Raw genomic sequence first — 23733 nt, forward strand, 5'->3', positions numbered from 1 at the left:
CCATTCGCTGTCATAGCCCTTGTCCGCAACTATTGTTTTTGCGTCAGGCAACCTGGCAATCAAATCAGGTGCGGCAGAACAGTCATTGACTTCTCTACCGGTGATTCCAAACTCAACTGGCAAGCCATAACCATCGACCGCTAAATGGATCTTGGCGGTATTGCCTGCACGGCTTTTCCCGATAGCCTGCGATTCTTGACTCGCTGCTCCCGCACTATGTTGATGTGCTTTAACATAGCTGCCATCCATAAATTTCCACTCCCAATCCGGATCAATAGCCAATGCTTTGAAAATATTGAGCCCTTTCCTGCTCAATGACCAGGCATTGAATCTTTTATAGATGGAATTCCAGCAGCCGAACACCTTGGGCAGGTCGCGCCACGGACAGCCAACCCGCATTCGATACAGTATGCCTTCTACCGTCATGCGCAGATTGCGCTTGTTATAAATCGATTCTTGAAGCAGAATCTTCTCCAGCTTCGACCAGTACTCATCATTGAGCATCATTCGGGGCATCGCAAACTCGTTTTGTTGGGGGTGTAGGAACCCCAATATTACGAGTTTGTTTCTATCTATGAAATACTTATCTTAAAACGTCAACAGACCCTAGTAATTTCTTAACATTTTCTGGTGGTCTGCCTAATATGGCCTTATCACCTCGCACTACAATAGGACGTTGGATCAAATCCGGATTCTTCACCATCAGCTGCAACAATTCCTCATCAGTTGCAGATTCCGTACCACGAGCCATAGGTTCGTCTGCACGCAGAATATCACGTGCTGACATGTTCAGCTTATGCAGAAGCTCGCGCAATAATTCTATAGTCATAGGCTTTTCGTAGTAATTGATACTATCAAATTCTTCACCATTCTCTTTCAATAATGTCAAAGTGGCTCTGCACTTACTACAAGTAGGCTTCTGATAAATAGTTATTTTGTCAGTCATATTACCTTCTATATTTATAAGTTGTAGGCTACAAGTACAACATGATGATACTAGATTAGATTTATTAACTACAAAAATAGCTATTTAATACCACATTCTTTGGAAATAGCACTATAAGCAGAAGATGAACCTTTTAATCCAAACGTATCCGTTGTAGTTTTATCACGTGCAGATATGCCTTTAATAACTAGTGAGCTACCACTACGGATTGCATTGGTTAGCCTATTATCTGTTTCCTCATCAGGCGCCCAGGCTGTTTCATTCTGGGTGAATAGCTTAATATTCTGGTTACCCACACTCACCGTTACATCGCTGTCCTTTTTAAATGGATAGCCGGCAACAAAACTGAAGACATTTTTACTTTTTTCTGCAGGACGGTGTGTAATAAGAGCAAAAACATCACCTCGTTTGTTATAATTTCCTTCTTGTTTTTTAGGTTTGCTCACCATATAACAAACCTTATTATTACCTTCCAGATAAACATAAGCAGTCCAATCATTGAATTCACCAATTAGTTTGGGATCAGCTGCATAGACCAATCCGTTCATCATGAGAGTCGCCAGAAAGGTAAATTGTTTTATAAAAGTCAGTCTCATTATATAAAAATCCTAAAAGTTATCAGCTGTTCCCTTTCGTCCAGCCATTGCTATTTACAGCCTTCCATCTTATATATGAAATAACCGTCTTTATTGATGGCTTCAACCACATCATCAGGTGCGCTCTGACTATGACAAAATCTGCATTCCTTGTTAGTAACCATTGCATCTCCTTCTCCGATCGAAGCTAACCATTGTTTAGCATATTCAACGGCCTTTTTCTCATCCTTGACAGAGGTAAATACATCAAAATGCATGATATGCCCATCTTTAGCTCTCACATAAGTATCGTAAACATGAATTTCCATAATTATTCCTTTCTGAATAACTTAAATTGATTAAAATTAATTAACATAAAAAGAAAGCACTCAAATTTGTTCACTTTGATCTTTTATGCACGCTTTTTATTATGCCATTTTTCTGCGTGCGACAATAACACCATCACGCGTTGGATTGATAAAAGCATCAAACTCGGGATCATTGAAAATCAGCTGATTATGCGTGAGAATTGCTTCTGTCCACCCGGAAACAATGTCAGTAAAATTTTCTATTGCAACTCGTCCATGCCAAAGTACATTATCGGCAATGTATAAGCCACCCGGGCGAATCCGGTTTTTTGCCATTTGCCACACATTGGGATACTCACCTTTATCCACATCGTTGTAGCAGATATCGAACATCCCTTCTGTTTGCAAAAATACTTCCTGAGCATAGCCAACATGAAAATCTATCCTATCCCATAAACCGGCTGAGGATAGATATTGCTCAGCTTTTACCTTATTAGCAGCATTCCCATCAGTACATACCACCCTTCCTTCACCACCTACTGCTCTTGCAAACCAGTAAGCAGAATAACCATAACCACTGCCAAACTCAAACACACGCTTAGCGTTAATCATTTTTGCGAGCACTTCCAAGGAAATACCTACTAATCGGTCAACAATCGGAAAATTTTTCTGCTTTGCCAAGGCTTCCATTTCAATCAATACCGGATGATCTGTTTGTTTTACCAGGCTACGCATATATTGCTCAATCGCAGGATTCACTGGAAGCAAAACATCCGGGTTTTCTATTGTTGGAGACTGTATTTTTGCCATCATCTATCCTCCCTAAATATAAACATCTAAATCTAAACTAAAATTAGATCACTATGAATTTTTATATTTTTAGCAGATTGTGTGTTCTGATTATTGGTCTTTGCCAGCAAATCATTATTGCCGTAACGACTAGCAAAATGATCGGCACCCTGTTGTAAAGTAGAAATGTATCTGTCAATCCTGCCACAAATACATAACAAATCAATACCATTCCCAGCACACTTAATTGGTGATTCTTTAATGTCTGAAACCAGCTCCAAAGGAGAAAAACAAGCGCAAAAATACCAAGCCCTCCCAAATGCATACCGATCTCTATCCAGTCATTATGGTAATGCGAAGTTTTCTGGAATTCTGGTAAATCTTTATATATCCCATTTTTGTAGGTTTGTATGGTCTCTTCAAAATATATTTCCGGCATACCCGTCCCATACCCCAACAAAGGCCGCTCCGCAATGCCATGCACCCCGACATCCCATATTGCGAGACGATAACCTAGGCTAGTCGTATAGTCGCCTTCCAAAACTAAGTTCAGATCACTTCTTACAAGCTCTAATCTTTCCTGGAAGTCATTACTGCTCATCGCGAATAAGAGAATCACAGTCATAAACAAAGCTAAAATACCGAGAAACTTCTTGCCTTGAAATCTATAGCGTAGAAAAATTAAGAGCAATAGCGTCAATATCGTAGCTAACAATAATCCTCTTGCGCTCTGGTGAAATTGTAAAAAAAGCAGAACAATTGCAATAGACCAACATAAGAATGTTATTTTCTTTGCTTGGCAGATACTACCTAAGAATGCCATCAAAATAATTCCAATTCCTAACATGGCTGAAAAAGCAAGGTATGAGATCTCGAAAAAAGGCGCCCCTCTTTCTCCTGAAGCTATCCACTGATAGCTGCCCGTTAATAACACACATAAATAACCGATTGAAAAAGCAGCAATCACCCAGGGTAATCGCTCTTTATTCAATAAAGAAAGAAAAGGAATAAATGTCAAAAGAATAAAATATTTTTTCCATTTATTCTGACCAGTATCTGAATAGTCACTCCAAAGCAATCCCAAGGCTAATACACCACAAAATACCAAAATACCCAAGACTAAAGGTTCTTCAATTAGCCTGCCGAATTTCTGGAACCCGCCATCAATTATCCATGCAAATGCTAGAAGAAAAAAAGCATAAAAAAGTGACCATTTCTGCCATAAAGCTATACAAAAGAAAGCTAACACGCATCTTGCAAAAATATCACGCCAATTGCTCGCATGTATTCCTTCTCCCGGGCAACACGGACTGACTAGATTTTCACGCATTTGAAATGTGAGTCATTAATAAATTATTTTTTTAAAGAGGAAATCCCCTCATACTTTGAAAATCTGTTTTCTTATGAAAATTCAAGGCATGAATCGAGATAGAGTTTGACCAATAAAACCTGAATGAGCTATTTTCCTTCAGCCTGTGATTCCAGCAATGTCACATAGTGAGGCAAAACATCAATACCCGGCACATCGAGCATCTCTTTTATGAACTGTTGCCGATGTGATTCAATATAATGAGACTGATAGCCATTTGTAAGAAATTCATTGATTTTTTTATACACATCATCACGGCAACGCAATTCAGTTTCCGGCATATATACCGCTGCAGCAGAACGCCCTGCATGCAAATAATCAGCAGCCAAGACAGGCTTACCCGTTCTAATTGCTTCATAGGCAACTGAAGTAGCCAGATCAATGATGACATCAGCCCATTGCAACAAATGGACGGAATGAATGTCGTCTCCTACCATGGTTACATTTGTCAGACGACGCAGTGCAACATCCTTAGTCAAAGATTGTTTCCAACCACCGCGCGTATGAGGTTTAATCGCCAATTCCACATCAGGAAATGCTGCGATCAATTGTACTACCTCACCCACTTCTTCCCAGAAAGTTGTGAAGTTGGCTTTTCTAAGAAAAATTACAACTTTGAGTCGGCTATCAGAGCGCTTTAACGGTGATGAAGGCATAAGCGTTGCCAGCTTGGCTAACCACTCTTCACAGTATCGAGGGGAACCTAACACAATGAGCTTCTGATTATCAAGAAAAGGACGAAAACGCTTGGCACATAACTCATTCGGCACCACGACTTTATCAAATATGCCTGCTGCTGAAAATGACGTATCTGGCTTTAGTTGCCATTCACCATGTCGTATCAATTGACTTGCATGAGGACTATCGCCATGCGGAAGCGAAACCGTTCCAAGCCCTTGGTTACGAGCTATACCCACCAGAGTCTCTACCCATTCGACACAAATTTCTGAATTTCTCTCGATCCAGTCAAATACAACCACCCCCTTTCTACCGTCGGGAAAGCTTCTTTCCAGTAAATATCGAGTAGTATGCAACCAAGTCGCTTTGCGACGCTTAGCATGATAAAACCTGGCCAATCCCTTGACCAACGGGGCAAAAAAAGATCTATACGAACTTCTAACAAGTAATATCGTTTGCAGACGCCATTTCGTGAATTCAACGAATGACAATAAATCACGTAGATGAGCAATCCGCACCCCCTCTAATTTTTTTAGAAATTCGATACGATAATCTCCATCAAATCGCTTCTTACTAATCATGACAATATCGCAAACATGTCCTCGTTCTATCCACTTAGCAATAACCGGCGTAATGTGATCGATATCATTATAATGGCGAAGGAAAAAAAGAGCTTTCATAAACGAAAATCAAGTAAAAAATTTTTAAGAAGAGATTTAAGAAATTTTATTTTTCTCAAATATAAAATAGGTCTCACCCCAATTTTTATTCGCTTTTTGTTTCAACTCGAGCCCAGCCTTCTTCATAATGATAATGGCCTCCTGTTGTTCTGCTGGCGTACCAAGCTCAATGATCACAGATTTAAGATTGGGGTGGCTTAGTACTTTTTCTGCCGCCTTAAGAATAGGAATTTCTATCCCATCGACATCAATCTTGATATAGTTTGGGTAAGGAAAGTCCCACTTGCCACATAAATCATCTAAAGTTACCCCAAACATACCTTGAATATGTGAAGTAGGTACTTTCATAGTATCGAGCGATTCTTCTCCAAATTGGGAACGATTTCCACCCGGAATAAATTTAGGTACATACAATTTAGAGAATTCACTTTTGCCTGATACGGCAACGCAATAAGCACTGATGCGATCTTTAAGATTATTATAAAAAATATTTTTGTTGAGTGCGTAGTAATTATTGCTCTGCGGTTCGAATGCATAGATCTCAACTTCACGACCGTATCTTTTGGCGGGGTAAAGCGAATACTGACCAATATTGGCACCAATGTCGAAATAGCATGACCCTGGTTCAAAATGATCAATCCAATCCAAGGTATCCGGCTCTTTAATCGTATAAGTTTTTGCTCGTTTGAGAACGCGCCAGTGATCTACTGTGATCAGAATAGATAGCCCTCTGACATTGATATTGGTATAGCCGCCTTTAACCCAATAAGCGGCTACTACCAAGTCTTTTAGAAAATTAATCGAAAAGACATATTTTATTGCAGTCCATAAGGATCGCATAAACTCATTGACCTCTTCAAAATAAAATCTTGCTAATAACCTCAGTTATGCCCCGCGGCTGTCTCAAGTAATGCGACATAGCGAGACAATACTTCTGGACCTGATATATCGAGCATTTCTCGCAGAAAATGTTGACGATGTTCTTCAATGTAAAAATCATGACAGCCCTGAGAAAGAAATTGATTTATTTTTTCATATACATCATCCCGGCAACGTAATTCAGTCTCGGGCATGTAAACCGCGATAGCAGAACGACCTGCATGAAGGTAATCCGCAGCCAACACCGGCTTCTTGACTCTGACAGCCTCAAAGACCACAGAAGTAGCCAAATCAATACAAATATCCGCCCAGTTCATCAAATGAATGGAATGCACCTCATCGCCTGCTATGGTTACATTCGATAATTGCTTCAGGGCCTTGTCCTTGGTCAACGACTGTTTCCATCCACTGCGCGTGTGAGGTTTGATCGCAAGCTCCACCTCGGGAAATGTAGCAATCAGGTGTACGACCTCATTCACCTCTTCCCAGAATGTCGTAAAGTTCGCCTTTCTCAGAAACATGACAATCTTGAGACGACTATCAGAGCGAGTCAAAGGCGAAAGGGGCATCAGTTTTGCCAATTTGGCTAACCACTCTTCGCTGTAGCGCGGCGATCCTAATATGGCGATCGAGCGCCCTTCTAAAAAAGGTCGGAAACGTTTCGCGCAAAGTTCATTTGGAACCACGAGCTTATCGAAGATCTGCGCAGTTGAGAATAAAGAATCAGGGCCAACACGCCACTCTCCTCGACGGATAAGTTGATTGGCATGCGGACTATCACCGTGTGGCAATGAAACCGTACCTAATCCTCTTTCTCGCGCCATGACAACAACAGTCTCAACCCACTCCACAGCAATCACGGAGTTTCTTTCAATCCAGTCAAAAGCAACCACCCCTTTGCCGGAATGTTCAAAGCTGCGCGTTAGTAAATGCTCTGCAGTAGCTCGCCATAATGGTGCACGCCGATTAGCATCGTAACTATCTGCTAACCAACGAATAAAAGGTCCGATAAACAAGCGGCGCAAATTACCCGTCAACAATAACATCTGCAATCGCCACTTGAGAAATTGAACAGTTGAGAATACTTCACGGATATGCGCAACCCTAACGCCTGCCAGTTTACTTAAAAAGGAAATACGAAAATCATGGCGAAATCGCTTAGCCCCAATCAAAATTACATCACAGGTATGGCCCGCATCGATCCATTTGGAGATAACGGGGGTAATATGGTCAATGTCATTATAATGACGAAGAAAAAAGAGAGCCTTCATACCTGTGTTATGATTACAAGCGTTTAAGATGAATAATATATCTGCAATTTTTATGAGTCAGATCAGAAATAATCAATATTCTGAGAATCAGGCAGTAGAAGTTATGCGAAAATCCATGTGAACAATTTTACACGCCCAGTTCTTTATTTACCAAAAAAAGCAGCTAAGTTACTTTATTTTTGCAAGACATTTGACTTACTCTCAATCAATCTTCAGGACAAATGAGATAGTCTTCTTATGGTTTAAGCTGACTTTCTCTGTTTCTTAATCTCGATAAATAAATCATTACCAAGCATTAACTTATCATGAAAACAATCGCTATTATTCCCGCACGTATGGGATCATCCCGCTTCCCAGGCAAGCCGCTTGCTAAATTGCTCGGACGCACCATGTTAGAGCATGTTTATAAACGCGTTGCTTTAAGTGATGCACTCGATGCAACTTATATTGCGACCTGTGATGAAGAAATTCAACAAGCTGCAGAAGCTTTTGGTGCACCTGTTATCATGACTTCAGACAAGCATGAGCGTGCGAGTGATCGCGTTGCAGAAGCAATTGCTGGCATGGATGCAGAACTCATTGTAATGGTTCAGGGTGATGAACCCATGACCCACCCGCACATGGTTGATACTGCGGTCGCCCCGTTTCGTACCGACCCACAATTGGGTTGTGTCAATCTTGTTCGGCGCATTGAAAACGAAGCTGATTTCTATGACGCCAATACCATTAAAGTCATCAAGAATCAACAAGGAGATGCCCTCTACATGTCGCGCCAGCCCATTCCTACATTGGCTAAATCAGGCTTTGCCTCAACTTCTGCCTATAAGCAGGTTTGCATCATTCCTTTCAGACGCGCCACGCTACTCTATTATACCCAATTACCCGCCACGCCATTGGAGCAACTTGAATCAATTGATATGTTGCGTTTACTGGAACACAACATTCGAGTCAAGATGGTAGAAACCGAGTTCAACAGTCAAGCCGTCGACACTGAAGCCGATTTGGCACGTGTTTCTAAGCTGATGGAATCAGATCCATTGCTGAGTAGTTATTAACGATTTATTTTTAAGGACTTTTCATGCAATTGAAAGCAAAACTTGCACGCTCCGAATTGACGATTGGTTCATGGATTACGCTTGGGCATCCCGCCATTGCCGAAATCATGGCTTCAGCCGGCTTTGACTGGTTAGTACTGGATATGGAGCATAGCGTGCTGGAATTAAGCGAAGTACAGACGATTATACAAGTACTCGATGGCAAACACTGTCCGACAATTGTTAGACTTACTTCCAATCATCCGGATCAGATTAAGCGCGTCATGGATGCAGGCGCAACAGGCATTATGGTGCCCATGATCAAATCTGCCGCAGATGCTCAAGCAGCAGTAGAATCCGTGTATTATCCTCCGGAAGGAAAACGAGGAGTAGGATTAGCACGTGCGCAAGGTTATGGTGCTCGTTTTCATGAATATCGGCAGTGGTTGAAAAATAATGCAGTAATCATTGTCATGATAGAACATGTAGACGCTGTAGATCACATTGATTCGATTCTTTCAGTGCCAGGGATAGATGCTTATATCATTGGTCCTTATGATCTATCTGGGTCAATGGGACGGCCAGGTGAGCTAGATCATCCACAAGTACACGATGCCATCCAGCAGGTATTAAATGCCGGACATCGCCTGCACAAACCAGGAGGCATTCATGTCATTGAGCCTGAGCCGAATGCGTTACAGCAACGTATTAACGCAGGGTTTAATTTTCTTGGCTACAGCCTCGATATCCGCATTCTTGATACACTCTGCCGCAATCACATGGAAACCATAAGATCCCAGCTATGAGTAAAGTCGTCATCTCCACTTCTACATTTGACATTGACCACAACCCGTCCATCCAGTATTTGCTCAAAGCTGGAATAACGATTGTTACTAATCCTCATCGCCGCAAGTTAACTGAAGAAGAAATTATTGCATTATTGGATAAAGACACGGTGGGCTTGTTAGCAGGTATTGAACCCCTCACTGAACGTGTCTTTGCCACTGCTAACCGCCTCAAGGTTATCTCGCGCTGCGGAACCGGTCTGGATAGCGTTGATTTAACTGCCGCCAAACAGCGCAATATAGCTGTTTCTAATACCCCCCAAGCACCAGCCCAGGCAGTCGCCGAACTGACACTCGGGTTGATGCTCGCCACACTCAGACAAATAAACCAGACTGATCGCATGTTGCGCACTGGTGCATGGCCGCGCATGCAAGGGCATTTACTTGCTGCTCAAACAGTTGGCATTGTCGGCCTGGGGTATATCGGCCGACGTGTTGTGCGGCTGTGTCAAGCTTTTGAGGCGGCCGTAATCGCGCATGACCCTTATCTTCTACCGCAAGCGCCCGCCGGTGTCACGCTCATGCCGTTGGAGCAACTCTTGGCAGAAGCAGATATCATTAGTCTCCATCTACCCTATAGCAGTGCTACCCATCATCTCATAGATGATGCTGCGTTCAAACGTATGAAAAAAGGCGCCATCGTTATTAATGCAGCACGTGGCGGACTAGTTGATGAAATGGCTCTTCATGATGCATTGGTTTCAGGACATTTAGGTGGAGCCGCACTCGATGTATTCGAACAGGAACCATATCAAGGTCCTCTACTCCAATGCGACAATATCACGTTAACATCGCATATTGGCTCACTTGCCAAAGAATCACGCCATCGCATGGAATTGGAAGCAGCGGATAATTTATTGCATGGCTTAGTCAACATAGGGTTAATTGATGGAAAATAAATTAACATCTGATGAAATTGCTGTCGTATTTGGTGCCAGTGGCTTTTTAGGTAGCCATGTCGCAGATGCGCTGTCGGAAGCAGGCTATCGGGTTCGCCTGTTTGATCGTTCCCCCTCCCCTTACCAAAGACCCGATCAGGAAATGATCGTTGGTGACATCATGGATATCGAGCAAGTAATCGAAGCGGCAAAAGGCGCAGCTGTTGTTTACAACTTTGCCGCTATCGCTGATATCGACGAAGCACATGATAAACCACTCGCAACTGCCACCATCAATGTGCTTGGGAACATGCATGTGCTGGAAGCAGCAAGATTAGTTGGCGCACGCCGTTTTATCTTTGCCAGCAGTGTGTATGTGTATTCTGAATCGGGCTCATTTTATCGCGCCAGTAAACAAGCAGCTGAACGCTTCACCGAAACTTATCATGAACGCTATGGATTAGAATATACCATTTTGCGCTATGGCTCATTATATGGTCGACGCGCCGATCAGCGTAATGGCATTTATCGCATGCTGCATGAAGCTGTGCAAAAACATACTATCACCTATCACGGCAGTGGAAATGCCATGCGTGAATACATCCATGTCGAAGATGCTGCGCGCATGAGTGTGCAAGTGCTCGCTCCAGAGTTTGCTAATCGCCACTTGATCCTGACAGGTCAGGAAAAGCTGCGTATCTGCGACGTAATGACTATGATCTCCGAAATCATGCCATGGTCAGTTCAATTGCATTTTGAGGAAGCTAACGCTATCCATCATTACGAGATCACGCCTTATGCATTTCAACCGCGCATCGGACGTAAACTGGTACTCAATGAACACGTCGATTTGGGCCAGGGGTTGCTGGACTGCCTGAGGGAAATTCACCAGCACATCCATCATGCGAATGAAGATGATGACGCCACTCCCTCTACCTCTGACAATAGAGCTTGAATATGAATATAAAAGACTGGCAAGCCATTATCTTTGATTTTGATGGCGTCATCGTGGAATCAGGCGATATCAAGACTCAGGCCTTTGCTGATCTGTACCATTCTTACGGTGAGCAAGTTGTCACTGAGGTAGTACGCTACCATCGGCAAAACGGCGGCATGTCCCGTTACCACAAGTTTCGTCATTTTCAACAGCATTTGTTGGGTAGACCTTCATTGACAATGGAAGAAGAACAGTCACTTGATCAACGTTTTTCCGAACTTGTGATTGAAGCTGTCATTGCTAGTCAAGCTGTGCCAGGTGCTGAGGCATTGATTCAGAAAGCAGCCGCAACGATTCCTTTGTATGTCGCTTCCGGCACACCGGAAAATGAACTTAAAACGATTGTTGAGCGACGTGGTCTATCATCTTACTTTACTGAGGTACGGGGTTCTCCACTCTCTAAACAGAGCTTAATTGCAGAAATATTGACTACCTATGCGCTCATTCCCGAGCGCGTTCTGATGATTGGTGATGCTATGGCTGACTATCATGGTGCTACTGTGAACGGAACGGCATTTCTGGGCCGTGTCCGCCCAGGTGATGACAATCCTTTTCCCGGGCAGGTCAGGATTGTTCCTGATTTGTGCGCGCTCATACTATGATTGAACGTCATTTTTATGACAGCATGCATGAGTTAAGTGCTGCTTTCGCTGATTTTGCTGCCTCGATTCTGCGCAAAGCGCTCATACAAAATAATAAAGTTAGCTTAGTAGTGCCAGGTGGGCAAACACCGCATGATTACCTGCCCATACTCGCCCGCGAGGCCTTGCCATGGGAGCGAGTCTATATTACGTTAAGCGATGAACGTTGGGTGGAGACCCAAGCAGACATCTCCAATGAACGACTGGTGCGCAACTATTTGTTAAAAGATAAGGCGGAGAAAGCTCATTTCATCGGATTGAAGACCTCACATTCTTGCCCATCCGAGGCATTGGCCACGGTGCATGAACGACTCTGCCAACTCCCTCGACCGTTTAATCTAACAGTATTAGGGTTGGGAGAAGATGGACATATTGCTTCTTTGTTTCCTGGCATGAGACTTGAGCAGGATACTTTCTATTTATGCCAGGCAGCTGAACCTCCGTTTGCACCAAGCCAGCGCATCAGCCTGGTACTGCCGGTACTTGCCAGTAGCTACCATATTGCGCTTGTCGTTACCGGTATTGCCAAACGGCAACTACTCGATCGATTAATCAACAATCCTGATCCCCTTATCCCGTTTGGACAACTGGTACAGCAGTGTCAATCGCCTATCACTATTTTTGAAACAAATTAGCCACTCATCTTTTATGAAAAATAGTCATATCGATTTTCAGCGCCGCAAATTACTCCGCTATGGTTGTATCGGATTAGCTAGCCTGATGACTCACCATTTACTGGCTGTCGGCACCAGCAAAGCAGCCATCTCCAACCTTGCATCAATTGGGCCTCTGCAAGCGCCTGACCAAAATGGGGTTCGCCTACCCCATGGCTATTCCTCTCGCATTGTTGCCTCTTCAGGGCAAAATCTGTTTGGTTATCGATGGCACGCTGCACCTGATGGGGGCAATACTTTTGCTACCGATGAGGGTGGCTGGATTTATGTTTCGAATAGCGAAATGAAAAATAATTCTGGCGGAGCAGGTGCACTTCAGTTTGACCAAAATGGGAAGTTGATCAACGCCTATCCCATCCTGAAAAATACCAACTTTAATTGTGCTGGTGGAGCCACACCGTGGCAAACATGGCTGTCTTGCGAAGAGATGGAACGTGGTTTAGTTTGGGAATGTGATCCCTTCGGAAAAAAACCAGCACAAGTCAGAAAAGCGCTCGGACGCTTCAAACACGAAGCCGTAGCCGTTGACACGAAAAATAAACAGCTTTACCTCACCGAAGATGAGCCTGATGGCTGCCTCTATCGCTATACCTTCCATTCACTCAATGCTGCTGGCGATCCTGATCTGGAAGATGGTTTTCTGGAAGTAGCAGAAATACTGGCTGGTCGTCAGAACACAGTACGCTGGCATCGTCTACCTGATCCTGAGGCGACCAAAATTGCCACACGCCAACAAATCAAACAAAGTAGCCGTTTTAATGGCGGTGAAGGAATCTGGTATCACCGTGGCATCATTTACTTTACGACCAAAGGTGATAATCGGGTATGGGCTTATGACACCCATACTCACCATCTTAATATCATTTATGACGCCGCCCGCTATGCTTCACCCGCTTTGAGTGGTGTTGACAATATTATCACCAATGCGGCAGGTGAACTGCTGGTCGCAGAGGATGGCGGAAATATGCAAATCGTGATTTTATCCGGTCAATCAATTAAACCCTTGCTACAACTGGTCGGTCATGACCGCTCAGAAATAACAGGGCCTGCTTTTAATCCCGATGGATCACGCTTATATTTCAGCTCGCAAAGAGGAAAAACCGGCCGCCATGAAAATGGAGTGACCTTTGAGATCACAACTCCATTTTTAGGCTCTCAGAAAGAATGATTAAAATCAAATTTATAAATACCATTACCTCGTATATTGAGCCGCCCATTCTGGATTAATTTTTTCCAGGCAAGCCATAATTCAAATACTATTTTGAGTAAACTATAACACTCAATCTTCCCATCGCAATTGGGGAAACAAAATAACATCTCGAATGCTGGGGCTATCGGTCAGCAACATGATCAACCGATCGATACCAATCCCCTCTCCTGCCGTTGGAGGCAGCCCATATTCCAGTGCGCGAATGTAGTCAGCATCATAATGCATAGCTTCTGCATCGCCTGCTTCTTTAGCTTTGGCCTGCTCTAAGAAACGTGCGGCTTGATCCTCCGGGTCATTCAATTCTGAGAAGCCATTGGCAATTTCACGCCCGGCGATATAAAGCTCGAAACGATCGGTAATTTCTAGGTTATGATCATTGCGCCGTGCCAGGGGAGAAACCTCTGCGGGATAATCGATGATAAAAGTTGGTTCGAATAATAGATGTTCTGTGGTTTCATCAAAGAGGGAAAGCTGCAATCCGCCTAGTCCATCCTTAGGATTATACGCAATATTCAATTCCTCCATCCGACCAATCAGAAAATTGCGATCATTCAGCTGAGCAGCTGTATATTCTGGATAATGCTTTAGTATCGCATCAGTGATGGTCATTCTGGCAAATGGTTGTGAGAAATCGATTTCACGCTCCTGGTAGATGAATCGGACTGTCCCCAGCACTTTCATCGCGACTTCCCGCAACATGGACTCAGTTAAATCCATCAGGTAGACATAGTCCTGGTAGGCTTCATAAAATTCCAGCATGGTGAATTCAGGGTTGTGCCGGGTAGAAATTCCCTCATTCCTGAAATTCCTATTAATCTCAAAAACTCTCTCCATCCCGCCGACTACCAGGCGCTTCAAATATAACTCAGGTGCAATGCGCAGATAGAGCGCCATATCCAGTGCGTTATGGTGAGTGATGAAAGGCCGCGCAGACGCGCCACCTGGAATAGCATGCATCATGGGTGTTTCTACTTCGAGATAATGCCTCGCCACCAGAAACTCTCGAATAGCCTGGATCACTTTGGAGCGTATTGTAAAAACCTGACGTGCTTCTTCATTGGTCATTAAATCGAGATAACGTTGGCGGTATTTCTGCTCCTGATCAGCCAGACCATGAAATTTCTCCGGCAATGGACGCAAGGATTTAGTCAGCAATCGCAAATGAGTGACGCGTATAGATAATTCGCCCGTTTTGGTTTTGAACAAGACACCTTCTGCCCCCAAAATGTCTCCCAAATCGTAATGCTTGAACGCTTCATGCTCAGCCTGGCCGGTATGGTCATTGGAGACATAAAGCTGGATTCGTCCACTCATATCTTGAATGGTAGCAAAACTTGCTTTACCCATGACGCGCTTGAACATCATGCGCCCCGCAACCTTTGCTACAATTTGCTCTGTCTCCAGCGCCTCCTTGCTATGCGCGTTATAGTGATGATGCAATTCTGAGGCTAGGCTATCGCGGTGAAAATCATTGGGAAAAGCATTACGACTTTTGCGCAGCTCGGCCAGTTTAGCACGCCGTTCCGCAATAATATGGTTTTCATCCTGGGAAATGAGAGATTGAGTTTCTTGAGTCATAACAATTTAAATTACTTAATAAAATTGGGTTCTGATCTGTTTAAGCAGCTTGTGCTGCGTTCATTTAACAAATTTATTCTGGTTTTAGCTGGTCAAACACACTCTATAATAAGGTGGCCTGTATTATAGTTCTTTTAATCATCGCATTCGCAACCCAATTAGAAAGATAAATTTGTGAACACATTACCTATTTCTTCAAATTTCATTCGTAATATTATTGATGAGGATAACCGTACTGGTAAATGGAATGGACGAGTAGAAACACGTTTTCCACCAGAACCCAATGGTTATCTCCATATCGGCCACGCCAAGAGTATCTGTCTCAATTTTGGTCTCGCTCGCGATTATGATGGTGTCTGTCATCTACGCTTTGATGATACCAATCCGGAAAAAGAAGCCCAAGAATACGTAGATGCCATCTGTGATTCTGTCAAATGGTTGGGTTTTGATTGGGGAAAGCATATTTATTATGCATCTGATTACTTTGAGAAACTATACGAATTTGCTGAATATCTGATAACAAAAGGTCAGGCGTATATAGATAGCCAATCCGCAGAGGAAATCCGGCAATTGCGCGGCAGTTTGATTCAACCAGGGCAAAATAGCCCCTATCGCGATCGCCCTGCAGCAGAAAGCCTGGATTTGTTCCGGCGCATGCGTGCAGGTGAATTCCCAGATGGTACACATGTGTTACGCGCTAAAATTGACATGACTTCTCCCAACATTAATATGCGCGATCCGGTCATTTATCGTATTCGCCATATTCATCATCAGCGAACCGGTGATAAGTGGTGCATTTATCCCATGTATGATTTTACCCACTGCATATCGGATGCACTTGAACAGATCACCCATTCTCTTTGTACGTTGGAATTCGAAGACCACCGTCCACTGTACGATTGGGTGTTAGACCAATTAGTTGAGCGAATCCCTTGCCATCCCCAGCAAATCGAGTTTGCTCGGCTAAATCTCACTTATTGTGTAATGAGTAAACGCAAGCTGATTGAGCTGGTAGAAGGTCATTTTGTGGAGGGATGGGATGATCCCCGTATGAATACCCTGGCAGGCCTGCGTCGCCGTGGCTATACCCCTGCATCGATTCGACTGTTTACTGAACGCATCGGAATCAGCAAAGCGGATTCCTGGATAGACATGACCGTTTTAGAAGATTGTTTGAGAGAAGATCTCAATGAGCATGCTTTACGGCGAATTGGAATATTAAAACCATTGAAACTCGTCATTGATAATTTTACAGAGGGCCGGGAAGAAGAATGTTATGCACCGAATCATCCGCAAAAACCAGAATGGGGTAAACGAGTATTGCCCCTTACTAAAACTGTTTATATTGAGCAGGATGATTTTATGGAAATTCCTAGCAAAGGCTATTTCCGCCTCTCACCTGGTGCAGAAGTTCGTTTACGCTATGCCTACCTGATAAAATGTGTCTCCGTGGTCAAAAATGACCAGGGCGAAATAGAAGAAATACATTGCGTTTACGATCCAGCTACCAAAAGCGGCACGGCAGGCGCCGAGATCCGCAAGGTCAAGGGAAATATTCATTGGTTATCTGCCAGGCATGCACAACCAACAGAAATAAGAGTATATGATCGTCTGTTCAACCATCCCCATCCTGATACTGGCGACAAAGACTTTAAATCCTACTTGAATCCTCATTCAAAACAAATCATAACCGCCTTGGTTGAACCTTCGTTGCTTGACGCACAAACTGAACAATGTTTCCAGTTTGAACGTCATGGCTATTTCGCGGCGGATCGCATTGAGACCAAACCAGGAAAACCGGTATTTAATCGCGCGGTTACTTTACGTGATACATGGGGAAAAAAATAGCTCATGAGCAAGCGCCTATAGCAGATAGAGGACGCTTTAAATAAATCTGAAGCAGACTATTGATTGACTCAAATCGCTCGAAGCATCTCCCATCCACCATTAATCAATGGGGGAAACAACTGAAGTCTACCATTTAGGTAATAACCATTCTCATTTAAGAAATGCAATAAATTGTGCTATTGTCATGTTTGATGAGGCTACTTTAACATGGTAGCTGCATTAAGCGGATGCAATTACTGTATTATTTTGATTTAGGAGAACTCAATGAAAAAATCTATCGCATCATTGCTGTTATTGTTCACATTGGCATTCTTTTTTCCAACCGCAGCAATGGCAGCTGATTACCCTATTCAAATTGGAGAAAAACTGGCTAATGGTGTCGCCAATGCAGTCACTGGGGTAGTAGAAATTCCTAAGACCATGATGATTAAGGGCCGTAGTCAAGGCGCTGCCTATGGCATGACGGCTGGTTTCTTTACTGGCCTTGTTCATGCAGTAGGGCGCTCTTTGTGCGGAGCACTCGATATCGCCACTTTTTTGATCCCAACCACACCCATACCGAATCCTGCTTATATCTGGGATGATTTCAACAGAGAAACGACTTATACCGCTTGGCGCATGCGCTAGCATATAACGTAATTTTTACATCATTTTTCCAGAATCCACCGTCTAGGTGGTTCTGGAGAAAATGCTGTCTTTGCAAAATTTTATACCAACCTCAGACGGCAGCAGTAAATCAGCTATTTATCATGTTGTTGCAGCGCCCATTGGACATGCTCACGTACTAATGGGGAAGGATCATGACTGCGTGCTTGCAACGCCTCAATAACGGCCGGAGATGAGGGCGCATTGCCCAAACCAACCGCAATATTGCGCAACCATTGCTCATAGCCAATGCGACGGATGGGACTACCCGCAAGTTTTGATTCGAACTCTTCCTTGCTCCATTGAAACAATTCCACCAGTGAGACATCATCCAATCCATTACGCACGGCGAAATCGGCTTCTTGTGTTATCTTGGCATATTTATTCCAAGGACAGACCAATTGACAGTCATCACAACCATAAACCCGATTGCCAATTAGCGGACGCAAAGCTTCAGGGATGCTACCCTTGAGCTCAATAGTGAGATAAGAAATACATCGTCTTGCATCTAACTGGTAAGGCCCAATAATGGCCTGGGTAGGACAAATATCAATGCAGCGGGTACAGCTACCGCAATAGCTCCCAACAGGATCATCTACAGGTAGCGGCAAATCGGTATACATTTCTCCAAGGAAAAAGTACGACCCCCCTTCTCTGGATAACAGCAAAGTATGCTTGCCACGCCATCCAAGGCCTGATTTCTTTGCCCACTCTACTTCCATTACCGGCGCACTATCGGTAAACACACGATAATTAAATGGACCTATCATGCCCGAAATAGTGTCAGCCAGTTTCTGCAGTCGCGCACGCAGCACTTTATGGTAATCACGTCCGACAGCATAGCGTGAAATAAATGCTTTGTTGCCATCATGAAGAACACTCCAACCCTCCTTCGCTGCTGGCGGAGTATAATTCATTCGTACAGAAATCACGCGCAGCACGCCAGGTACTAGCTCTGCAGGGCGGGTTCGCTTGGTGCCATGTTTTGCCATATAATCCATGTCACCATGAAAACCCTTATCCAGCCACGCGGATAGTTCTGCTTCAACTGAAGACATGTCAGCATGAGCATCAGCAACACGCACATCTTGAAAACCAAGCTGTCTACCCCAATTTTTGATAAATTCTTTTAACGAAATAACATCTAGTGATGAATTTGTGGAGATCTCTTCTTGCATAATCTTTTTCTTTCTGACTCCGGTTCAGAGCAATCTTTTATTTTACAGCTTGCCGATGAAACAGCAACGTTAGCGCTGGGTGAGAAGTTTGCTCACATACTGCGCCCCGGTTTAATCGTTTTCCTTTGTGGCGACCTCGGAGCCGGGAAAACCACGTTAACTCGCGGTATCTTGCGCGCGATGGGCTATTCGGGGAAAGTGAAAAGTCCAACCTATAATCTGGTTGAGATCTATAAATTCTCTAGGTTATACTTGTATCATTTTGATTTTTATCGTTTCAACGATCCCATCGAATGGGAAGAAGCAGGTTTCCGTGATTACTTTAATGAGAACACAATTTGCCTACTCGAGTGGCCAGAGAAAGCTGATAAATTATTGCCAGATGCAGATATAAAGATTTTTTTTCGATTCGATCAATCAGGTCGGGAAATTAAGATTCAAGCTGGAACTGAAAAAGGAAAACTATGCTTAAAACAATGGTAACCTCTGCAACCACTTTCCATATCATTGCAGCTAGATTCGCTCAGGTTTTATTGTTAGCTTTTTTCTCATTCATATTCACGCTCATCTCCTTATTTAGCAATAGCGCCTTTGCAAACACAAAGATTATTTCTACACGTCTTTGGGCAGGTCCAGAGTATACTCGACTGACGCTTGAATCCGATTTACCGATCAACTATACCCTCGATATATTAGATAATTCCAAAAGAATTATTATGAACCTGGAAGGTGTGATGCTTACCCCTGCACTGGAAAGCCTCTCAGGAAAAATTAATGCAAAAGATCCTTTTATTCGTGCTGCGCGCGTAGAACGCTTGAGACCACAGATACTCCGCCTGATTATAGGACTAAAAATAAGCGCGGTACCTAAGATATTTACTCTTGATCCTATGGAAGGATTTGGTCACCGTCTTGTATTGGATATCTATCCGCCCGAACAGACTGCCCTATCTAATAAGAAAGAAAAAAAAGAAGATCCATTAATGGCACTGGTACAAGAATTTGAAACCAGGGTGCCGACAAAAAATAATAGCAACAAGCCGCCAGAAGGATTATCCAAAAATGTTGATCGTAATTCTCGCAAGTTATCAAAAAATTATATCGTGGCAATTGATGCGGGGCATGGTGGTAAAGATCCAGGTGCAATTGGGCCGAATGGTACCCGAGAAAAAGATGTCACTCTCGCCATTGCACAAAAACTCAAGGCCAGAATTGACAAGGAAGCCAACTTGCGTGCTGTATTAATTCGCGATAATGATTATTTTCTCCCCCTTCAAGAACGACGCACCAAAGCACGCCGCGCAAATGCTGATTTGTTTATCTCTATTCATGCAGATGCTGTCCCGAGGCTTCATGCACGCGGCTCTTCTGTCTATGCATTATCTGAAAATGGAGCGACTTCCACGACAGCAAACTGGTTAGCAAAAAAAGAAAATGAATCCGATTTAATTGGAGGAGTTAAGCTTGATAACAAAGATCACTATCTTAAAAAGACATTAATAGATTTATCTCTAAATGCGACTATCAACGATAGTATCAAGCTTGCCGGAAGCGTACTATCCGCAATTGGCAGTATTAATCCTCTCAATAAGCGAAATGTAGAACAAGCAGGCTTTGCCGTACTCAAATCACCGGATATTCCTTCCATCCTGGTAGAAACAGCATTTATCAGCAATCCAAGTGAGGAAGAAAAATTAAGAAGTGAAGCATACCAAGATAAAATGGCGAATGCGATCACCGCCGGAATTAAGCGCTATTTTTCTGATAGCTCAGTATTCGTACGCACTGAAGTAGCTCAGTCTGAGTAATGATTGCCACATGCTGTATTTCCACATTCTGTCAAACACTGCTGTACACAAAAAGTAGCAATCACAGAATGGGGCAAATACTTGTGCCAATTAAAAAAACCAGAGCTGATATCTTTACCGATAAACAAAATTTTCAACAAGAAGCCGATTCGTTCCCAGAAATTCCATGAGTGCTACCAGAAGATCATTATGCTAGGTGCTTCCCCCTCCGACAATACCCAGAAGGATAGGCTCAACAAGGACAAGCCTGATTCATTTACGCATGAAAGAAAGGATGATTAGGAATATTTCGTCGTTATTACGCTTTTGACAGAGCAAAAAACCTTTATTAATGCAGCAAAAATCAAAATAGCGACTGTATCAGTATCACTTAATATTTTTTATTATTTTAATTTAGTTTCTTTGTATTTGACATGCTTTCTTACTACTGGATCATATTTGGTAAGCTCTAGTTTTTCAGGTTTAGTACGTTTGTTTTTGGTTGTGGTATAAAAATGACCTGTTCCAGCTGAAGATTCCAGTTTGATTTTTTCACGCATAATTACATTTCCATCTTAATTAAAGTAGAGGATTTTCCCTTATACACTAAACGTTCACGCCACGCGCACGCATTTTGGCAAGTACAGCATCAATTCCATTTTTATCAATAGTACGCAGTGCAGCATTGGTCAAGCGTAAGGTAATCCAACGTTTCTCACTTTCGACCCAGAATCGGCGGTGTTGCAAATTTGGCAGAAAACGACGTTTTGTTTTGTTATTTGCATGGGACACATGATGACCAGTCATAGGCCTTTTACCAGTCACTTCACATACTCGCGCCATGGTTACGTACTCCTAGTTATAAAAACAAATAATTATATCCTGATTCAGATGAATTCTTCAATTCATATCAGACCCTGTTCAGCAAAGGAAAGCGTGTCTCGATCACCGATGATGAAATGATCCAATACCTTGATGTCGACCAGTGCAAGGGCCTGTTTCAGGGATTGAGTGAGTATCTCATCAGCCTTACTGGGCTCTGCAACGCCAGACGGATGATTATGAGCAAAAATTATAGCCGCCGCATTATGATATAATCCACGTTTAACGACTTCACGCGGATATACACTAGCTTGAGTCAGTGTGCCCGTAAATAATTCCTCAGTAGCAATAGTACGATTTCTGGCATCCAGGAAAATACCCATAAACACCTCGTGCTCCCTACCACCCAGACTAAGGCGCAAGTAATCGCGCACTGATTGAGGCGAATCCATGATATCGCCACTTTTTAGTTCTTCTCTGAGCGCACGTTGGGCCATTTCCAGAACAGCCTGTAACTGCGTATATTTGGCCACCCCCATCCCAGGCAATTGACAGAGTGCATCTTGATCAGCCAGGAATAATTCTGTCAGACTTCCAAAATGTTTTAATAACTCTCTGGCCAAATCCACTGCACTTTTACCTGCAATACCAGTCCGCAAGAAAATAGCTAATAACTCAGCATCGGAAAGATTTCTTGCTCCTTTCTTCAGGAGCTTCTCACGCGGGCGTTCGGATTCAGGCCAATCTGTAATTGCCATTGTTTTATGAACTAGGTAAAAAAAAATCGTCGTGACTAAATTAACGGCTAATTTTTCCAAGAATGTAGTAAATTACTTATGCTGGCTTATTAATATTTTTTTCTATTTTCCATTAATCAGCATGCATAAATAATTATAATTGTGACAAATTCCCGAAATAAAAAAAGTGTATTACTTGGAATAACAGGCGGCATCGCAGCGTATAAGGCTGCTGAATTTGCACGCTTACTCATACAAGATGGGTTTGAAGTACAAACCGTTATGACTGAGGCAGCTTGTCATTTTTTAGGACCAGCCACCTTACAGGCATTGACCGGTAAACCGGTATATACGCAACTTTGGGATGAGACTGTCAATAACAGCATGGCACACATCGATTTATCGCGTTCTGCTGATGTTATTTTAGTAGCACCTGCCAGCGCTGATTTCATCGCCAAAATTGCTCACGGCTTGGCGGATGATCTACTGTCAACGTTATGCCTTGCGCGTAGTTGTCCGTTGATGGTTGCACCCGCCATGAATCGCCAGATGCTGGAAAACCCTGCAACACAGCGCAATCTAACTATCTTGCAAAAAGATCATATCACTGTGCTTGGTCCTGCTTATGGCATGCAAGCTTGTGGTGTAACCGGTATGGGGCGCATGTTGGAACCACAAGAGCTTTTTGAAGCCGTGCGGAATTTCTTTCAGCCAGGGTTATTACAAGGGAAGCGTGTCCTCATTACGGCTGGGCCCACCTTTGAAGCGATTGATGCAGTCCGCGGCATTATTAACTTAAGCTCTGGCAAAATGGGCTACGCCCTCGCACAAGCTGCCCTTGAGGCAGGCGCAGAAGTCACGCTCATTTCAGGTCCGGTCTGCTTAACCAGCCCTGTCGTTAAAAAATTCATCCCTATCACCAGTGCTAACGATATGTTCACTGCGGTCAAGAATGAGGTAGCTTTTAACGATATTTTTATCAGCGTCGCTGCAGTAGCAGACTATCGTCCTGCCATCGCTCACACCCAAAAGATAAAAAAATCTGATAACACTATGGTGCTGGAACTTGTTCCCAATCCCGATATCTTGCAATATGTCGCTAGTTTGCCCACCCCCCCTTTCTGTGTTGGTTTTGCGGCTGAAACAGAAGATATTGATCAAAACGCAGAAAACAAACGTCGCAAAAAAAAGCTGCCGTTGCTTGTGGCAAATTTGGCCCAGGAAGCAATGGGGGCAAATGACAGCACCTTAATATTGTTTGATGATAAGGGCAAACATACGCTACCTAAAGCACCCAAAATTGATCAGGCGCGCCGATTAATCGAGCACATCGCTACCATATATAAACAACACCCTAACTAATT

General features: G+C 43.3%; 26 protein-coding genes. 12 read left to right on the forward strand and 14 right to left on the reverse strand.

All coding sequences use genetic code 11. The features are described from left to right. The 9 genes from BM122_RS13715 to BM122_RS13755 form a co-directional block, all read right to left on the reverse strand. Window positions 1-516 (reverse strand): IS5 family transposase (locus BM122_RS13715; protein WP_143083445.1); only part of this gene is annotated, 516 nt, incomplete at its 3' end. Between the two features lie 67 nt (window positions 517-583). Continuing rightward, window positions 584-946 carry an arsenate reductase family protein gene (locus BM122_RS13720; protein ID WP_074906074.1) on the reverse strand — a complete coding sequence of 121 codons (363 nt, stop codon included), beginning with the start codon at window positions 944-946 and terminating at the stop codon, window positions 584-586. Between the two features lie 80 nt (window positions 947-1026). Next, window positions 1027-1542 (reverse strand): invasion associated locus B family protein, encoded by a 516-nt coding sequence (locus tag BM122_RS13725; protein WP_074906075.1) that lies wholly within the window; start codon window positions 1540-1542, stop codon window positions 1027-1029. Between the two features lie 50 nt (window positions 1543-1592). Further along, on the reverse strand, window positions 1593-1850 hold the full coding sequence (locus BM122_RS13730; protein WP_074906076.1) for a DUF2024 family protein: 258 nt from the start codon (window positions 1848-1850) through the stop codon (window positions 1593-1595). Between the two features lie 99 nt (window positions 1851-1949). Beyond that, window positions 1950-2642 carry an O-methyltransferase gene (locus BM122_RS13735; protein WP_371264928.1) on the reverse strand — a complete coding sequence of 231 codons (693 nt, stop codon included), beginning with the start codon at window positions 2640-2642 and terminating at the stop codon, window positions 1950-1952. Window positions 2643-2700: 58 nt separating this feature from the next. Next, a complete protein-coding gene (locus BM122_RS13740; protein WP_074906078.1) occupies window positions 2701-3948 on the reverse strand; it encodes an O-antigen ligase family protein in 1248 nt (415 codons plus the stop codon). A 128-nt stretch (window positions 3949-4076) separates the two neighbouring features. Continuing rightward, window positions 4077-5345, reverse strand: a complete 1269-nt coding sequence (locus BM122_RS13745) for a hypothetical protein (RefSeq protein ID WP_074906079.1) — start codon at window positions 5343-5345, stop codon at window positions 4077-4079. Window positions 5346-5381: 36 nt separating this feature from the next. Then, entirely contained in the window at window positions 5382-6185 is an 804-nt protein-coding gene (locus BM122_RS13750) for an FkbM family methyltransferase (protein WP_074906080.1), read from the reverse strand. 41 nt (window positions 6186-6226) lie between these two features. Further along, window positions 6227-7495 (reverse strand): hypothetical protein, encoded by a 1269-nt coding sequence (locus BM122_RS13755; protein WP_074906081.1) that lies wholly within the window; start codon window positions 7493-7495, stop codon window positions 6227-6229. A gap of 305 nt (window positions 7496-7800) precedes the next feature. On the opposite strand from BM122_RS13755, the gene BM122_RS13760 reads away from it, so the two are divergent. Genes BM122_RS13760 through BM122_RS13790 form a run of 7 tightly spaced genes read left to right on the forward strand, consistent with a single transcriptional unit; the run spans window position 7801 to window position 13732 of the window. Next, window positions 7801-8550: a 3-deoxy-manno-octulosonate cytidylyltransferase gene (locus tag BM122_RS13760; RefSeq protein ID WP_074906082.1), complete on the forward strand. Its 750-nt coding sequence runs from the start codon at window positions 7801-7803 to the stop codon at window positions 8548-8550. Between the two features lie 23 nt (window positions 8551-8573). Continuing rightward, complete coding sequence (locus BM122_RS13765; protein WP_074906083.1) at window positions 8574-9335, forward strand: HpcH/HpaI aldolase family protein; 762 nt, start codon at window positions 8574-8576, stop codon at window positions 9333-9335. Beyond that, window positions 9332-10273 carry a phosphoglycerate dehydrogenase gene (locus BM122_RS13770; protein WP_074906084.1) on the forward strand — a complete coding sequence of 314 codons (942 nt, stop codon included), beginning with the start codon at window positions 9332-9334 and terminating at the stop codon, window positions 10271-10273. Before BM122_RS13765 ends, BM122_RS13770 begins: the two co-directional genes overlap by 4 nt. Continuing rightward, window positions 10263-11207: an NAD-dependent epimerase/dehydratase family protein gene (locus BM122_RS13775; protein WP_074906086.1), complete on the forward strand. Its 945-nt coding sequence runs from the start codon at window positions 10263-10265 to the stop codon at window positions 11205-11207. Before BM122_RS13770 ends, BM122_RS13775 begins: the two co-directional genes overlap by 11 nt. A gap of 2 nt (window positions 11208-11209) precedes the next feature. Then, the gene (locus BM122_RS13780; RefSeq protein WP_074906087.1) at window positions 11210-11851 is read left to right on the forward strand and encodes an HAD family hydrolase; all 642 of its coding nucleotides are present in this window, start codon (window positions 11210-11212) and stop codon (window positions 11849-11851) included. After that, a complete protein-coding gene (pgl, locus tag BM122_RS13785) occupies window positions 11833-12525 on the forward strand; it encodes a 6-phosphogluconolactonase (protein ID WP_256212060.1) in 693 nt (230 codons plus the stop codon). Before BM122_RS13780 ends, pgl begins: the two co-directional genes overlap by 19 nt. A 13-nt stretch (window positions 12526-12538) precedes the next feature. Then, on the forward strand, window positions 12539-13732 hold the full coding sequence (locus BM122_RS13790) for an alkaline phosphatase PhoX (RefSeq protein WP_074906090.1): 1194 nt from the start codon (window positions 12539-12541) through the stop codon (window positions 13730-13732). Window positions 13733-13843: 111 nt separating this feature from the next. Here BM122_RS13790 and lysS read toward each other — a convergent pair whose 3' ends face one another. Further along, the gene (gene lysS, locus BM122_RS13795; RefSeq protein WP_074906091.1) at window positions 13844-15352 is read right to left on the reverse strand and encodes a lysine--tRNA ligase; all 1509 of its coding nucleotides are present in this window, start codon (window positions 15350-15352) and stop codon (window positions 13844-13846) included. Window positions 15353-15526: 174 nt separating this feature from the next. Here lysS and BM122_RS13800 point away from each other — a divergent pair, with 174 nt between their 5' ends. Then, on the forward strand, window positions 15527-17200 hold the full coding sequence (locus tag BM122_RS13800) for a glutamine--tRNA ligase/YqeY domain fusion protein (protein WP_074906092.1): 1674 nt from the start codon (window positions 15527-15529) through the stop codon (window positions 17198-17200). Between the two features lie 264 nt (window positions 17201-17464). After that, the gene (locus tag BM122_RS13805) at window positions 17465-17827 is read left to right on the forward strand and encodes an exosortase system-associated protein, TIGR04073 family (protein ID WP_074906094.1); all 363 of its coding nucleotides are present in this window, start codon (window positions 17465-17467) and stop codon (window positions 17825-17827) included. Window positions 17828-17940: 113 nt separating this feature from the next. On the opposite strand, the gene queG is transcribed toward BM122_RS13805, so the two are convergent. Next, window positions 17941-19023 carry a tRNA epoxyqueuosine(34) reductase QueG gene (gene queG / locus BM122_RS13810; RefSeq protein ID WP_074906095.1) on the reverse strand — a complete coding sequence of 361 codons (1083 nt, stop codon included), beginning with the start codon at window positions 19021-19023 and terminating at the stop codon, window positions 17941-17943. Here queG and tsaE point away from each other — a divergent pair. Beyond that, window positions 19018-19506: a tRNA (adenosine(37)-N6)-threonylcarbamoyltransferase complex ATPase subunit type 1 TsaE gene (gene tsaE, locus BM122_RS13815; RefSeq protein WP_074906096.1), complete on the forward strand. Its 489-nt coding sequence runs from the start codon at window positions 19018-19020 to the stop codon at window positions 19504-19506. The genes queG and tsaE overlap by 6 nt on opposite strands. After that, on the forward strand, window positions 19488-20831 hold the full coding sequence (locus BM122_RS13820; RefSeq protein WP_074906097.1) for an N-acetylmuramoyl-L-alanine amidase: 1344 nt from the start codon (window positions 19488-19490) through the stop codon (window positions 20829-20831). The genes tsaE and BM122_RS13820 overlap by 19 nt, the downstream gene beginning before the upstream one ends. Before the next feature lie 383 nt (window positions 20832-21214). On the opposite strand, the gene rpmG is transcribed toward BM122_RS13820, so the two are convergent. From rpmG to radC, 3 genes are all read right to left on the reverse strand, one after another. Continuing rightward, window positions 21215-21370, reverse strand: coding sequence for a 50S ribosomal protein L33 (rpmG, locus tag BM122_RS13825; RefSeq protein WP_046850996.1), 156 nt, complete (start codon window positions 21368-21370; stop codon window positions 21215-21217). A gap of 46 nt (window positions 21371-21416) precedes the next feature. Continuing rightward, window positions 21417-21653 carry a 50S ribosomal protein L28 gene (gene rpmB, locus BM122_RS13830; protein WP_074906099.1) on the reverse strand — a complete coding sequence of 79 codons (237 nt, stop codon included), beginning with the start codon at window positions 21651-21653 and terminating at the stop codon, window positions 21417-21419. 62 nt (window positions 21654-21715) lie between these two features. Continuing rightward, window positions 21716-22390 (reverse strand): RadC family protein, encoded by a 675-nt coding sequence (radC, locus tag BM122_RS13835; protein ID WP_074906101.1) that lies wholly within the window; start codon window positions 22388-22390, stop codon window positions 21716-21718. Window positions 22391-22525: 135 nt separating this feature from the next. Between radC and coaBC the strand changes: the two genes are divergently transcribed. Further along, window positions 22526-23731, forward strand: a complete 1206-nt coding sequence (gene coaBC / locus BM122_RS13840) for a bifunctional phosphopantothenoylcysteine decarboxylase/phosphopantothenate--cysteine ligase CoaBC (RefSeq protein WP_074906102.1) — start codon at window positions 22526-22528, stop codon at window positions 23729-23731. Window positions 23732-23733 lie beyond the last annotated feature (2 nt).

Source organism: Nitrosomonas communis, assembly GCF_900114745.1.
In the GTDB taxonomy this organism is placed as follows: Bacteria; Pseudomonadota; Gammaproteobacteria; order Burkholderiales; family Nitrosomonadaceae; genus Nitrosomonas; species Nitrosomonas communis_A.